Origin of the sequence: Pseudomonas sp. PD9R (genome assembly GCF_019200975.1) — a bacterium.
Lineage (GTDB): Bacteria > Pseudomonadota > Gammaproteobacteria > Pseudomonadales > Pseudomonadaceae > Aquipseudomonas.
On sequence record NZ_JAHTMR010000023.1, the window covers coordinates 1 to 12,961 of the forward strand.

The following is a 12,961-nucleotide window of genomic DNA, read 5'->3' on the forward strand; positions in this document are numbered from 1 at the left end:
ATCGCAGCCTCCGGCAGCTCCTACATGGGCTCAACAATAGTGGATCAATCGAGCAACGAAATCGCAGTCGGTGCGTCGTTGCCGACCAGCGCCAGGTCTTCGAATTCGTTGACGGCGTTGATCTCGGTGCCCATGGAAATATTGGTCACGCGCTCCAGGATAATTTCGACGATCACCGGAACCTTGAACTCTTCGATCAGCTCCTGTGCCTTGCGCAGCGCAGGTTGGATCTCGGACGGTTCGAACACACGCAGTGCTTTACAGCCCAGGCCTTCGGCCACTGCGACGTGATCGACACCGTAACCGTTGAGTTCCGGCGCGTTCAGGTTATCGAAGGACAGCTGCACGCAGTAGTCCATATCGAAACCGCGCTGTGCCTGACGGATCAGACCCAGGTACGAGTTGTTTACCACAACATGGATGTACGGCAGCTTGAACTGCGCGCCTACCGCCAACTCTTCGATCATGAACTGGAAATCATAGTCGCCCGACAGTGCGACGACCTTGCGGTTCGGGTCAGCCTTGACCACACCCAACGCCGCCGGAATGGTCCAGCCCAGCGGACCCGCTTGACCGCAGTTGATCCAGTGACGCGGTTTGTAGACGTGCAGGAACTGCGCGCCGGCAATCTGCGACAGACCGATGGTGCTGACGTAGCAAGTGTCCTTGCCGAACACCTGGTTCATCTCTTCGTAAACGCGCTGCGGCTTGACCGGCACGTTGTCGAAGTGAGTCTTGCGCTGCAAGCTGGCTTTGCGCTGCTGGCAGTCCTGCAACCAGGCGCTGCGGTTTTTCAGCTTGCCGGCGGCTTGCCATTCGCGAGCGACTTCGATGAACACGGTCAGCGCGGCAGCGGCGTCGGAAACGATGCCCAGGTCCGGAGTGAACACACGGCCGATCTGGGTCGGTTCGATATCAACGTGGATGAACTTGCGGCCTTCGGTATAGACATCAACCGAACCGGTGTGGCGGTTAGCCCAACGGTTACCGACGCCCAATACCACGTCGGATTTCAGCATCGTCGCGTTGCCGTAACGGTGCGAAGTCTGCAAGCCCACCATGCCGACCATCAGCGGGTGATCGTCCGGGATGGTGCCCCAGCCCATCAGGGTCGGGATGACCGGGATACCGGTCAACTCGGCGAACTCCACCAGCAACTCGCTGGCGTCGGCGTTGATGATGCCACCGCCGGCGACCAACAGTGGGCGCTCGGCCTGATCCAGCATCGCCAGGGCTTTTTCTGCCTGAACGCGGGTGGCGCTCGGCTTGGCCAATGGCAGTGGCTGGTAGGCGTCGATGTCGAATTCGATTTCGGCCATCTGCACGTCGAACGGCAGGTCGATCAGTACCGGGCCTGGACGGCCGGAGCGCATTTCATAAAAAGCTTTCTGGAACGCGTACGGCACTTGGCCTGGTTCCATGACGGTGGTCGACCATTTGGTCACTGGCTTGACGATGGTGGTGATGTCGACAGCCTGGAAGTCTTCCTTGTGCATACGGGCGCGGGGTGCCTGGCCGGTGATGCAAAGGATCGGGATCGAGTCGGCCGATGCGCTGTAGAGCCCGGTGACCATGTCAGTACCGGCAGGGCCGGAAGTGCCGATGCACACGCCGATGTTGCCGGCCTTGGTGCGGGTGTAACCCTCGGCCATGTGCGACGCGCCTTCAACGTGGCGAGCAAGGACGTGATCGATGCCGCCGACCTTTTGCAGGGCGGAGTACAGCGGGTTGATGGCGGCACCCGGGATGCCAAAAGCGGTATCAACCCCTTCACGGCGCATCACCAGAACGGCGGCTTCGATTGCTCTCATTTTGCTCATGGTTTTGTGCCTCTTTACGTTTTGTAATTGTATACAAGTGGCTTTGCGCTGAGTGTATTCACGGTGGACGGCGCAGGTCAATCCATTTTCTCAAGCGGTCGTTTCATTCGTCGGAAGCCCAATATACTGTGGCTTTTCGTCGCATGTGGCGCTTTTCGATAATTATTGTATACAAAAAAATAATTCATTGTGTTCTATTTGTTGCATCGGGCTGCGGCGCAAGCGCGCAGCTCACCGGCTTTCCGAAAAACAAAATGAGGACGGCACCATGAGCGCTTTAACCTTGAAAGTCGCAGTCAACCTGGTCAACGAGGCCATCACCGCAGGGCGGGCAATTTCCGCCGCGCCCCTGACTATCGCGGTACTGGATGCCGGCGGGCATCTGATCACCCTGCAACGCGAAGACGGCGCCAGCCTGCTACGCCCGCAAATCGCCATTGGCAAAGCCTGGGGCGCCATCGCGCTGGGTAAAGGCTCACGCCTGCTGGCGCTGGACGCACAACAACGACCGGCGTTTATTGCCGCATTGAACAGCCTGGGGCAGGGCAGTGTCGTGCCGGCACCGGGTGGTGTGCTGGTCCGGGATCAGGCGGGCAACTTGCTGGGGGCGGTTGGGATCAGCGGCGATTTGTCGGATGTTGATGAGCAGTGTGCGATCAATGCGATTGAGGCGTTGGGGTTGCGGGCGGATGCGGGGGTGGCGGCTTGATCTTCGGTGACTGATTAACCGCTATCGCGAGCAGGCTCACTCCTACAGGATTCGTGGCTAGACAAAAATTGTCTGCATATCCGAAATCCCTGTAGGAGTGAGCCTGCTCGCGATAGCTATCTTCCAGACACATCCAGCCAACAGTTTGCCCCGTCACTTGAATCCACAGAACTAGCCTTCTCATGACCTGATCATTGGAGGCAAAGGAATGCCGGATTTACCCACTGCGCACCGATTGCGAATCGGGCACCATACCGAAGCAAATCGAATTTATCTGTTAACCACCAACACCCTTCACAGGGCACCGGTTTTCAAAGATTTTTTCTTGGGCAGACTGGTTGTCGATCAATTTCGAAATGCACAGAGTCTAGGACTGGCGAACTCCCTGGCCTGGGTCGTCATGCCAGATCATTTTCATTGGTTGATTGAGTTGCAGAAGGGATCTTTGAGTGAGCTTATGCAAAAGACCAAGTCGATGAGTACCAAAGCGGTAAAACAGGCTAATGGTCGAGGCACGAGTCTCTGGCAGCGAGGCTTTCACGACCGGGCACTGCGGCGGGAGGAGGATTTGGTGAAAGTGGCGCGGTATGTGGTGGCCAATCCAATGCGGGCTGGCTTAGTAGAAAAGCTTGGCGACTATCCGCTGTGGGATGCCGTTTGGGTTTGAGCTGGAACCGTGTCGTCCCCATCGCGAGCAGGCTCACTCCTACAAGGAAACGCATTCCATATGTAGGAGCGAGCCTGCTCGCGATGGCCGCACCTGCGTTTTACTGGTCGGGCTCACACCCCTTGAGCACCAACCGGATAATCGTCTGCGCCGCCGCTTCGTAATCGTCTTCATCCAGCTTGGCCTTGCCGGTGATGGCGGTGATTTGCCAATCGAAGTCGGCGTAGGTCTGGGTGGCGGCCCAGATGCTGAACATCAGGTGGTTGGGGTCGATCGGGGCGATCTCGCCGCGGTCGATCCAGGTCTGGATGCACTCGATGTTGTGCTTGGCCTGGCTGTTGAGCTGTTCGACCAGATCTGGGCTCAGGTGTGGGGCGCCGTGCATGATTTCGCTGGCGAACACCTTGGACGCGAATGGCAGGTCTCGGGAAATGCGGATCTTCGAACGAATGTAGCCACTCAGTACTTCGCTGGGCACACCGTCCGGGTTGAACGGGGTCGAAGCCTGAAGGATCGGCTCGATGATGCTTTCCAGGACCTCGCGATAGAGGTTTTCCTTGGATTTGAAGTAATAGTAGACGTTGGGCTTGGGCAATCCCGCCTTGGCTGCGATATCGCTGGTTTTGGTCGCAGCGAAGCCCTTGTCGGCAAACTCTTCACTGGCGGCACGCAGGATCAGTTGTTTGTTGCGCTCGCGGATTGTGCTCATAAACCAGGTGGTTCCTTGCCTGTTCTGGCGGTTGCGCATGGTAGCACCGGGCTTCAGCGGCGCTCAAGAATGCTCCGCGCGGAGCACGGCCGCGCTATGCTGCGCGCCATTCATTCATTAAGGAAACGTGATTCATGGCAGGAAGCAGTTTGCTGGTACTGATCGACGACATCGCCGCCGTGCTGGACGATGTGGCGCTGATGACCAAAATGGCCGCCAAGAAGACCGCCGGGGTACTGGGCGACGATCTGGCGCTCAATGCCCAGCAGGTCAGCGGCGTGCGCGCCGAGCGCGAAATCCCTGTGGTATGGGCGGTCGCCAAGGGTTCGTTTATCAACAAACTGATCCTGGTGCCGTCGGCGTTGGCCATCAGTGCGTTCATTCCCTGGCTGGTCACACCGTTGTTGATGGTGGGTGGCGCTTACCTGTGTTTTGAAGGGTTCGAAAAACTCGCCCACAAATTCCTGCACAGCAAAGTCGAGGACCACGCCGAACATGCCGAGCGGGTCGAGGCAGTAGCGGACCCGGCAGTCGATCTGGTGGCGTTCGAAAAGGACAAAATCAAGGGAGCGATCCGCACCGACTTTATTCTTTCGGCGGAAATCATCGCCATCACACTCGGCACCGTGGCTGGCGCTACGCTGACCCAGCAAGTGATCGTGCTTTCGGGCATTGCCGTTGTGATGACCATCGGCGTTTATGGATTGGTGGCGGGCATCGTCAAACTCGATGACTTGGGCCTGTGGCTGACCCAAAAGCCAGGGCAAATAGCGAAAAGCATCGGCGGCGGGATTCTGCGGGCGGCACCGTACATGATGAAAAGCCTGTCGGTGATCGGCACCGCGGCAATGTTTCTGGTCGGTGGCGGGATTCTCACTCACGGGATTCCGATGGTGCATCACTGGATTGAGGGTGTAAGTCAGGGGGCCGGCGGACTCTCGTGGCTCTTGTCAAGCCTGCTCAATGCGGTGGCGGGGATTGTGGCGGGGGCGGTGGTGTTGGCGGGTGTTATGGCCGTCAGCAAAATCTGGAAAGCGCTGAAAGGCTGAAAAGATCGCAGCCTGCGGTAGCGCCTACCTGTTTCGGGCCTGCCGCCGCACTGTAGGAGCTGCCGAACGCAGCGATCTTGGCGATGTATGCCAACCAACAAATGAAAAGGCCATTCGACTCGCATCGAATGGCCTTTTTTTCATTGCTGTCGGATTTACTCGGCGATCTGCAACTTACGCGACTCGGTGTACACGTAACGCACCTTCTCGTACTCGAACGGTGAGTTCAGCTGGCCGTAACGGAAACTGGTCTGGTAGCGCTTGTCGATGCCGCGCAGGACCCAGATTTCCGGATGGTTTTCGCTGACCTGGGCAACGTTCAGGAAGTTGATCGCCGACTCGGCACTGAAATCCACCACCAGGCCACCGGTATCGCGGATGTTCGACGGACCGAGGATCGGCAACACAAAGTAGGCGCCACCCGGAACACCGTAGAAGCCGAGGGTCTGGCCAAAGTCTTCGTTCTGGCGTGGCAGGCCCATGGCGGTCGCCGGGTCCCACAGGCCGGCGATGCCGATGGTGGTGTTGAGCAGCAGGCGCGCAGTGGTATCCAGTGAACGCTGGCCCTTGAACTGCAGCAGGCTGTTCAACAGGTTCGGTACATCACCCAGATTGTTGAAGAAGTTGCTGACACCGGTGCGCAAGAAGCTCGGGGTGACGTAGCGGTAGCCATTGACCACTGGCAGGAACACCCATTGGTCGAACCGATAGTTGAAGTGGTAAACGCGACGGTTCCACTCTTCCAGCGGGTCGTAGACGTTCAGTGCGCTGAGCGTTGAGCGCTCGAACTCGCGTTGGTCCATCCCCGGGTTGATCTTGAGTTTGCTCAGTGGCTCCTTGAAGCCGTCACTGTCGACCACGACAGGCGCATTGGCTTTGCTGTTGTCGGCATTGGCGACGGTTGCACAGAGTAACGCGGCGATAAGCAGGAGGTATTTAGCCACGGAAGAACTCCAGCATGGCGTCGCTGTTGACGCGGTAGTTAAGGTTGCCGCAATGGCCGCCGAACGGATAAACGGTCAAGCGATCACCGAAGGTCTTGCGCAGGAAACCGAGGTCGCCCGGGCCGAGAATGACGTCGTCGGCGTTGTGCATGACGGCGATTTTCGGGCTGTCGTGCAGGTAGTCTTTCAGCGCATACAAACTCACCTGGTCAATCAGTTGCAGCAAGCTGCCGCCATCGGTGCGGGCGCGCCACATCGGGATCACCTGTTCGGTGATGTAGCAGTCGAAATCGCATTGCAGCGCACGTTTGAGGAACGGCGTGAGGCTGGTGCCCTCAGTGATCGGGTACTTCGGCGGCGTGATCAGGCCGCGGCGGTTGATCAGGTCCGAGGTGAAGGCGATGTCGGCAGCGGAGAAGCGGAACGACGTGCCGATCAGCATGGCCATCTGTTCGTTGGTCAGGTGCTGCTTGGACTGCTGGAAGTCGTAGAGCAAGGCATCGTTGAGGTCGATGTAGCCCTTTTGCTGGAAGTAGCGGGTCAGTTTGTTGAGCACCAACTCATAGAAGGTGGTGGTGTTGTTGATGCCCTTGACCTCCGTTTGTACAAGCTTGTCGAGGTTGGTGATCGAGGTGTAGAGGTTGACTGGCGGGTTGAGCAGCAGGACTTTCTTGAAGTTGAAGCTGCGACGGGTTTCGTCCAGGTGCGCGACGAAGGCTGCATCGAGTGCGCCCAGGCTGTAGCCGGTCAGGTAGTAATCGGTAACAGGCACGCTGGGGTTTTGCGCGCGCACGGCCTGCATCACACGGTACATGTCTTCCGCGTCTTCCTTGGTGATGCCCGGCGTAGCGAAGCGTGAAGCGGCGCTGATGAAGTCGAAGCTGGTGGGCGACGACAGTTGCACCACATGGTAACCGGCCTTGTAGTAGAGCTTTTTCAGGTATTCGTTGAGGCTGCTGTCATAGCGTGCGCCGGTGCCGGCGATCAGGAAGATCAATGGTGCGGCTTTATCTTGTGTGGCGATGCGATAGGTGAGCTTCTTCACTGCCCAGAAATTGTCCGGCAGGTTGAATGCCCGCTCCGGCCGCAAAGTGATGCTGCGGTCCGACTGATGGATGTCATCGTCCAGCGGCAACTCCGGACGCAAATCCGGTGGTGTCGTGGCAATGGTTGCCTCGAACGGGTTGGTCAAGGGATAGCCATAGCTGGCGGCGTCGATATCGACCGCCAGTGCGGACGCACTCAAGATAAGGCCGCCAAACAGGGCGGCGAAGCGCAACGAACGGAGCATGACTAAATCCCTTAGAAAAGGTGCCGAATGAAATACGCAGGCTATGACCACCCGATTTGCGCCAAAGTGCCATGCATCGGCACCAAACAGGCTTAATTTCGAAGTAATAGTAGCTGGACGATACACTTTGCAGCGATTGAATGACCAGTTAACAGTTGTTAGCGCTTGCGAAAGCCTGTTAGGCGATTAAGCTGGCCGCCGTTTTTGCATATTGGAGTGCTTCATGTCCCGCCGACTGCCCGTGGTTCTGCTGCTTGTTTTGCTGCCTTTATGGCTGGCCGCCAGTTATGGCGCGCGTTATGGCTTCATGGAGGATGTGCAATGGGTCGGCATCTGCGTGGATGAGGCGAGCCGCTGGGAATGCCAGGTCCGTTCGAATCTGGGCCTGATGATTCACTTCGCTGTATTGGGCTGGGGGGCGGTGGCTGCTGCCGTGATCGGCTTTGTGTTGCCGGGGCGGGCAGGGTGGTGGCTGGCGGTGCTGGCGCTGGTGCTCGGGTTTCCGGCGCTGGCGTTGTACAACACGACGTTGGCGGTGTTTGCGGTGGTGATAGCGGGGCTGCGGTTGGTCCGAGAAAACCGCACCGCCTGAAAAAAGATCGCAGCCTGCGGCAGCTTCTACATGGTTCGAATTTTCATGTAGGAGCTGCCGAAGGCTGCGATCTCTTGAACTTGCTCTTTTTTCAGCCCTTGCGAACCCGCAAACTGCGCCACAACGCTGCAACCATCAACACACTCACCAGCGCCCAACCCCAGGCCTGCTGGTTCTGCAAACCTTCGCGGTACAGTTGCGGCGCAATGCCGGCGCCGATGATGAAGGCCAGCAGGGCGATTTCCCGGCGCGGCACGCTCACCGGGCGGCATAGATAGACCAGTGCCGGAACGATGAACGCGACGCTAGGGAAGCTGCGATAGCGCGGGTCGAACACCATCTCCAGCATCATCACTGTTGCCGCGAACCCGGCCCCAGCCAACAACCAGCCAGCACGACGCTCCAGCGCATTGAACGCCGATCTACGCCAGCCATGGCGAGGGCTCAATGTCAGTGCAGCGTGAGCCAGCACCAGCAGATTCAACGCTGTCAGCAAAGCAACCCACAGCCATTCACTGGCAAATCGGGTGGTGATCCGTGCCAGATCGCCCCACGCGCCAATCGAGCAAGCAGCGAGGGCCGCCAACAGCGGCAGGACCAGCGCCGCGCGAGTGGTGCGTACTTGACCGCCAAGGATCAGCGTGCCGAGGAAGATCAAGCCACCCACCACCAGCCACTGCGACCAGTACGGCACGTTGGACACCGGCCCGGCCAGCACGCCTTTGTCCTGACGGTCGGCATCGAACAGCCCCCAATAACCACCGACCGCACCCTCACTGGCGCGTTTCCACGGTTGGTCGAAGGCTTCAATCAGGTTGTAGTGCCAGCCATGCTGCTCGGCCATCGCGACAAAACCACGAATGAATTTGGCTTCGTTGACGCGGCTCGGTAGCGCGGTTACTCGCTGGCGACCTTCGCTAGGCCAGCCGGTTTCGCCAATCATCACGTCTTTAGGGGCGAACATTTTGCCAAATGACTCACGCACTGCAGCTACCTGCAGCAGGGCAACGTCAATGTTCGAAGGGTGATCTTCCCAGTATGGCAATAAGTGGATAGTGATGAAGTCCACTGCCGGGGCGACATCCGGGTGCTTCTGCCAGAATTCCCAGACGTCGGCATAAGTGACAGGCTGTTTGACCTGGCTTTTGACCTTATCAATGAGCTTCACCAGCTGCGCGCCGGTAACTTCCTTGCGCAGCAGGGTTTCGTTGCCAACGATCACCGAGGTCACCACATCCGGGTTGGCATTGGCCGAAGCGATGAGCAGGTCGATTTCCTTGGCGGTATCTACCGGGTTGCTGTTGACCCAGGCGCCAATCATCATTTTCAACCCGTGCTTGCGCGCGAGGTCGGGCAACGCTTCGAGGCCGGTCATGGAATAGGTGCGGATACATTCGAAGCGGGTCGCGAGCAGTGCTAGGTCGGCGTCCATGCGCTCGGGGCGCAACTTGAACGGCTGGTCGAACGGCGATTGATCCTTGTCGAACGGCGTATAGGACGCGCATTGCAGCTTGTGCGACGCGCTGGCCACGTCCGGCAGGATCACCGGTTTGCCGAGGCCGTACCAGAAGCCGCAGAGCGCAAAAATCCCTAGCAGGCAGGCGAATAGATAAGCAAAAAAAGGAAAGCGGGATGTCGCGGGCATGGTCAGGCCGTCTGGGAGCAAAGCGGCGCATGTTACCTGCATTTGCCACGTGCTTGGTGGCCTGCATGATTTTGACATGCAAAGTTCGGGCGGATTGCCCGGAGCATTGGCTGTGCTCGGGATTAATGGCGTTGTGATGTCGTTTCTCGATGCCTTGAGGTCGCTGATAGAGCAGGTCGCACTGTGCGTCAGGTTGATTATCGGAGGCGTCAGTACCCTCGTTGATAATCGCGCTGATGATCGAACGAGTTCGCGGTGGGCGTGATGAGGGCGCTGTGCACCATAACAATACGTTGACGCGACTCGGCATCCGTCGAGCGCAGCACTTTCGGGGAAGTAACGATGAAGATGCGACGACTTTTAGGCGCAAGTGCCGCTCTGGTACTTGCGATTGGCTCCACATTCGCCAATGCCGAGAGCAAGACCCTGAGCATCGGTTACGTTGACGGCTGGTCCGACAGCGTCGCGACTACTCACGTCGCGGCTGAGGTGATCAAGCAGAAACTCGGTTATGACGTGAAGCTGCAAGCCGTCGCGACCGGGATCATGTGGCAGGGCGTGGCCACCGGCAAACTTGACGCCATGCTGTCGGCCTGGCTGCCGGTGACTCACGGTGAATATTGGGCCAAGAACAAAGATCAGGTCGTCGACTACGGCCCGAACTTCAAGGACGCGAAAATCGGCCTGATCGTGCCGGAGTACGTAAAAGCCAAGTCGCTTGAGGATCTGAAGACCGACGAGAGCTTTAAAAACCGCATTGTTGGTATCGACGCCGGTTCAGGCGTGATGCTCAAAACCGAGCAGGCGATCAAGGATTACGACCTGACCGGATATCAACTCAAAGCCAGTTCCGGCGCCGGCATGATTGCCGAACTGACCCGAGCCGAGAAGAAAAACGAATCCATTGCCGTAACCGGTTGGGTGCCACACTGGATGTTCGCCAAGTGGAAACTGCGTTTCCTGGATGACCCGAAAGGCGTATATGGCGCGGCAGAAACCGTTAACAGCATTGGCAGCAAAGAACTGGCAACTAAAGCACCGGAAGTGGCCAAGTTCCTGAAGAACTTCCAGTGGGCTTCGAAAGACGAAATCGGTGAAGTCATGCTGGCGATTCAAGATGGTGCCAAGCCAGAAGCAGCAGCGAAGGATTGGGTGGCCAAACACCCTGAGCGCGTAGCTGAGTGGACCAAATAATCTGAGTTCAGGCCTGCATGCCCTGTAGGAGTTGCCGCAGGCTGCGATCTTTTGATTTGGCTTTCAAAGCGAAGATCAAGAGATCGCAGCCTGCTGCAGCTCCTACAGTCATGTTTAAGGTGGGGAAACTGTTTCCTGCTGATTATTGGCGAAAACGTCATGTCGTTCTAATACTAAGGTCGTCTGGAACCTGTCCTTGAGCCGCATAGAGTGAGTACGTTCCAACTAAATCTGTGCTGCGAGGATAAAAACAATGAACGACAGCATTTACCTCTCGATTCAAAACAGCCCGCGATTCAAGGAGCTGGTTAGCAAGAGAGAACGATTCGCCTGGATTCTTTCGGCGATCATGCTAGGGCTTTACTCCGGATTCATCCTTTTGATTGCTTACGGGCCGCATGTACTGGGGGCGAAAATCAGCCCTGAGTCATCGATTACCTGGGGCATACCCATCGGAGTCGGGCTGATTCTTTCGGCCTTCGTCCTGACCGGTATTTACGTACGACGCGCCAATGGCGAATTCGACGACCTGAACAATGCGATTCTCAAGGAGGCTCAGCAATGATCCGGCGTCTAATGGCTCTATTGAGCATTGCAGCCTTTGCACCTGGCGCCTGGGCAGCTGAAGCCCTGACCGGCGAAGTGCACAAACAACCGCTCAACGTTGCCGCGATCCTGATGTTTGTGGTGTTCGTCGGTGCGACCCTTTGCATTACCTATTGGGCTTCCAAGCGCAACAAGTCGGCGGCCGACTACTATGCGGCAGGCGGCAAAATCACCGGTTTCCAGAATGGCTTGGCAATTGCTGGTGACTACATGTCGGCGGCGTCTTTCCTGGGTATTTCCGCGCTGGTGTTCACCTCCGGCTACGATGGTCTGATCTACTCGATCGGCTTCCTGGTGGGCTGGCCGATCATTCTGTTCCTGATCGCCGAACGTCTGCGTAACCTGGGTAAATACACCTTTGCCGACGTGGCGTCGTATCGCCTTGGGCAAACCCAGATCCGTTCGCTGTCCGCCTGCGGTTCGCTGGTGGTGGTAGCGTTCTACCTGATCGCGCAAATGGTCGGTGCCGGCAAGCTTATCCAGCTGTTGTTTGGTCTCGATTACCATGTTGCGGTGATTCTGGTCGGTATCCTGATGTGCATGTACGTGCTGTTCGGCGGCATGCTGGCGACCACTTGGGTGCAAATCATCAAGGCTGTCCTGTTGCTGTCCGGTGCTTCCTTCATGGCGCTGATGGTGATGAAGCACGTGAACTTCGACTTCAACATGCTGTTCTCCGAGGCGATCAAGGTTCACCCTAAAGGTGAAGCGATCATGAGCCCGGGTGGCTTGGTTAAAGATCCTGTCTCGGCGTTCTCCCTCGGCCTGGCACTGATGTTCGGTACCGCTGGCCTGCCACACATCCTGATGCGCTTCTTCACCGTGAGTGATGCGAAAGAAGCTCGTAAGAGCGTGCTGTACGCAACCGGCTTCATTGGCTACTTCTACATCCTGACCTTCATCATCGGCTTCGGCGCGATTCTGCTGGTCAGCACCAATCCGGCCTTCAAAGATGCGGCTGGCGCGCTGTTGGGCGGTAACAACATGGCGGCGGTGCACCTGGCTAACGCAGTGGGTGGCAGTATTTTCCTCGGCTTCATCTCGGCGGTGGCGTTCGCGACCATTCTGGCAGTGGTTGCCGGTCTGACCCTGGCCGGCGCTTCGGCGGTGTCTCACGACCTGTACGCCAGCGTGATCAAGAAGGGCAAGGCCAACGAGAAGGATGAGATCCGCGTTTCGAAAATCACCACCATCGCTCTGGCAGTGCTGGCGATCGGTCTGGGTATTCTCTTCGAAAGCCAGAACATCGCGTTCATGGTGGGCCTGGCGTTCTCCATCGCGGCGAGCTGCAACTTCCCGGTCCTGCTGCTCTCCATGTACTGGAAGAAGCTGACCACCCGCGGTGCAATGATCGGCGGCTGGATGGGGCTGATCAGTGCGGTGGGCTTGATGGTGCTTGGTCCGACCATTTGGGTGCAGATCCTGCACCATGAGAAGGCGATCTTCCCGTATGAGTACCCGGCGCTGTTCTCGATGATCATTGCCTTTATCGGGATCTGGTTCTTCTCGATCACCGACAAGTCGACTGCAGCTGACAATGAGCGGGCGCTGTTCTTCCCGCAATTCGTTCGTTCGCAGACTGGTTTGGGCGCGAGTGGTGCTGTTTCGCACTAACGGTAGTTAGAGCTGCAAGTTGTAAGCTGCGAGATAATGCCCCGGTCGAGAGATCGGGGCATTTTTGTTTGGCTGCGTTAAACGGAAGATCAAAGGATCGCAGCCTTCGGCAGCTCCTACA

12 protein-coding genes are annotated in these 12,961 nt (G+C 57.7%); 7 read left to right on the forward strand and 5 right to left on the reverse strand.

Annotated features, from left to right (window positions below):
* Positions 1-44: 44 nt before the first annotated feature.
* Positions 45-1,820: a glyoxylate carboligase gene (gene gcl / locus KUF73_RS28370; RefSeq protein WP_218441273.1), complete on the reverse strand. Its 1,776-nt coding sequence runs from the start codon at positions 1,818-1,820 to the stop codon at positions 45-47.
* Between the two features lie 268 nt (positions 1,821-2,088).
* On the opposite strand from gcl, the gene KUF73_RS28375 reads away from it, so the two are divergent.
* Together KUF73_RS28375 and KUF73_RS28380 are read left to right on the forward strand one after the other, a co-directional pair.
* The gene (locus KUF73_RS28375) at positions 2,089-2,529 is read left to right on the forward strand and encodes a heme-binding protein (RefSeq protein ID WP_218441274.1); all 441 of its coding nucleotides are present in this window, start codon (positions 2,089-2,091) and stop codon (positions 2,527-2,529) included.
* 208 nt (positions 2,530-2,737) lie between these two features.
* The gene (locus KUF73_RS28380) at positions 2,738-3,196 is read left to right on the forward strand and encodes a transposase (RefSeq protein WP_218441275.1); all 459 of its coding nucleotides are present in this window, start codon (positions 2,738-2,740) and stop codon (positions 3,194-3,196) included.
* 100 nt (positions 3,197-3,296) lie between these two features.
* On the opposite strand, the gene KUF73_RS28385 is transcribed toward KUF73_RS28380, so the two are convergent.
* The gene (locus KUF73_RS28385) at positions 3,297-3,905 is read right to left on the reverse strand and encodes a TetR/AcrR family transcriptional regulator (RefSeq protein ID WP_218441276.1); all 609 of its coding nucleotides are present in this window, start codon (positions 3,903-3,905) and stop codon (positions 3,297-3,299) included.
* 134 nt (positions 3,906-4,039) lie between these two features.
* Here KUF73_RS28385 and KUF73_RS28390 point away from each other — a divergent pair, with 134 nt between their 5' ends.
* On the forward strand, positions 4,040-4,954 hold the full coding sequence (locus KUF73_RS28390) for a DUF808 domain-containing protein (RefSeq protein WP_218441277.1): 915 nt from the start codon (positions 4,040-4,042) through the stop codon (positions 4,952-4,954).
* A gap of 155 nt (positions 4,955-5,109) precedes the next feature.
* Here the strand turns inward: KUF73_RS28390 and KUF73_RS28395 are convergent, their stop codons facing one another.
* Together KUF73_RS28395 and KUF73_RS28400 are read right to left on the reverse strand one after the other, a co-directional pair.
* Positions 5,110-5,898: a VacJ family lipoprotein gene (locus KUF73_RS28395; RefSeq protein WP_218441278.1), complete on the reverse strand. Its 789-nt coding sequence runs from the start codon at positions 5,896-5,898 to the stop codon at positions 5,110-5,112.
* The gene (locus tag KUF73_RS28400) at positions 5,891-7,189 is read right to left on the reverse strand and encodes a serine/threonine protein kinase (RefSeq protein WP_218441279.1); all 1,299 of its coding nucleotides are present in this window, start codon (positions 7,187-7,189) and stop codon (positions 5,891-5,893) included. The genes KUF73_RS28395 and KUF73_RS28400 overlap by 8 nt, the downstream gene beginning before the upstream one ends.
* 223 nt (positions 7,190-7,412) lie before the next feature.
* Between KUF73_RS28400 and KUF73_RS28405 the strand changes: the two genes are divergently transcribed.
* Positions 7,413-7,781, forward strand: a complete 369-nt coding sequence (locus tag KUF73_RS28405) for a hypothetical protein (protein ID WP_218441280.1) — start codon at positions 7,413-7,415, stop codon at positions 7,779-7,781.
* Positions 7,782-7,872: 91 nt separating this feature from the next.
* On the opposite strand, the gene KUF73_RS28410 is transcribed toward KUF73_RS28405, so the two are convergent.
* Positions 7,873-9,468: a beta (1-6) glucans synthase gene (locus KUF73_RS28410; RefSeq protein ID WP_218441281.1), complete on the reverse strand. Its 1,596-nt coding sequence runs from the start codon at positions 9,466-9,468 to the stop codon at positions 7,873-7,875.
* A gap of 300 nt (positions 9,469-9,768) precedes the next feature.
* Between KUF73_RS28410 and KUF73_RS28415 the strand changes: the two genes are divergently transcribed.
* The 3 genes from KUF73_RS28415 (at position 9,769) to KUF73_RS28425 (ending at position 12,840) form a co-directional block, all read left to right on the forward strand.
* Positions 9,769-10,620, forward strand: coding sequence for a glycine betaine ABC transporter substrate-binding protein (locus tag KUF73_RS28415; protein WP_218441282.1), 852 nt, complete (start codon positions 9,769-9,771; stop codon positions 10,618-10,620).
* Between the two features lie 253 nt (positions 10,621-10,873).
* Entirely contained in the window at positions 10,874-11,185 is a 312-nt protein-coding gene (locus KUF73_RS28420) for a DUF485 domain-containing protein (protein WP_201189677.1), read from the forward strand.
* Positions 11,182-12,840 carry a cation acetate symporter gene (locus KUF73_RS28425; protein WP_218441283.1) on the forward strand — a complete coding sequence of 553 codons (1,659 nt, stop codon included), beginning with the start codon at positions 11,182-11,184 and terminating at the stop codon, positions 12,838-12,840. Before KUF73_RS28420 ends, KUF73_RS28425 begins: the two co-directional genes overlap by 4 nt.
* The last annotated feature ends 121 nt before the right edge of the window (positions 12,841-12,961 follow it).

Bases quoted from the DNA above. Each gene is read 5' to 3' on its own strand.
- gcl (WP_218441273.1), bottom strand. From the start codon at position 1,820: ATGAGCAAAATGAGAGCAATCGAAGCCGCCGTTCTGGTGATGCGCCGT.
- KUF73_RS28375 (WP_218441274.1), top strand. From the start codon at position 2,089: ATGAGCGCTTTAACCTTGAAAGTCGCAGTCAACCTGGTCAACGAGGCC.
- KUF73_RS28380 (WP_218441275.1), top strand. From the start codon at position 2,738: ATGCCGGATTTACCCACTGCGCACCGATTGCGAATCGGGCACCATACC.
- KUF73_RS28385 (WP_218441276.1), bottom strand. From the start codon at position 3,905: ATGAGCACAATCCGCGAGCGCAACAAACAACTGATCCTGCGTGCCGCC.
- KUF73_RS28390 (WP_218441277.1), top strand. From the start codon at position 4,040: ATGGCAGGAAGCAGTTTGCTGGTACTGATCGACGACATCGCCGCCGTG.
- KUF73_RS28400 (WP_218441279.1), bottom strand. From the start codon at position 7,189: ATGCTCCGTTCGTTGCGCTTCGCCGCCCTGTTTGGCGGCCTTATCTTG.
- KUF73_RS28405 (WP_218441280.1), top strand. From the start codon at position 7,413: ATGTCCCGCCGACTGCCCGTGGTTCTGCTGCTTGTTTTGCTGCCTTTA.
- KUF73_RS28410 (WP_218441281.1), bottom strand. From the start codon at position 9,468: ATGCAGGTAACATGCGCCGCTTTGCTCCCAGACGGCCTGACCATGCCC.
- KUF73_RS28415 (WP_218441282.1), top strand. From the start codon at position 9,769: ATGAAGATGCGACGACTTTTAGGCGCAAGTGCCGCTCTGGTACTTGCG.
- KUF73_RS28420 (WP_201189677.1), top strand. From the start codon at position 10,874: ATGAACGACAGCATTTACCTCTCGATTCAAAACAGCCCGCGATTCAAG.
- KUF73_RS28425 (WP_218441283.1), top strand. From the start codon at position 11,182: ATGATCCGGCGTCTAATGGCTCTATTGAGCATTGCAGCCTTTGCACCT.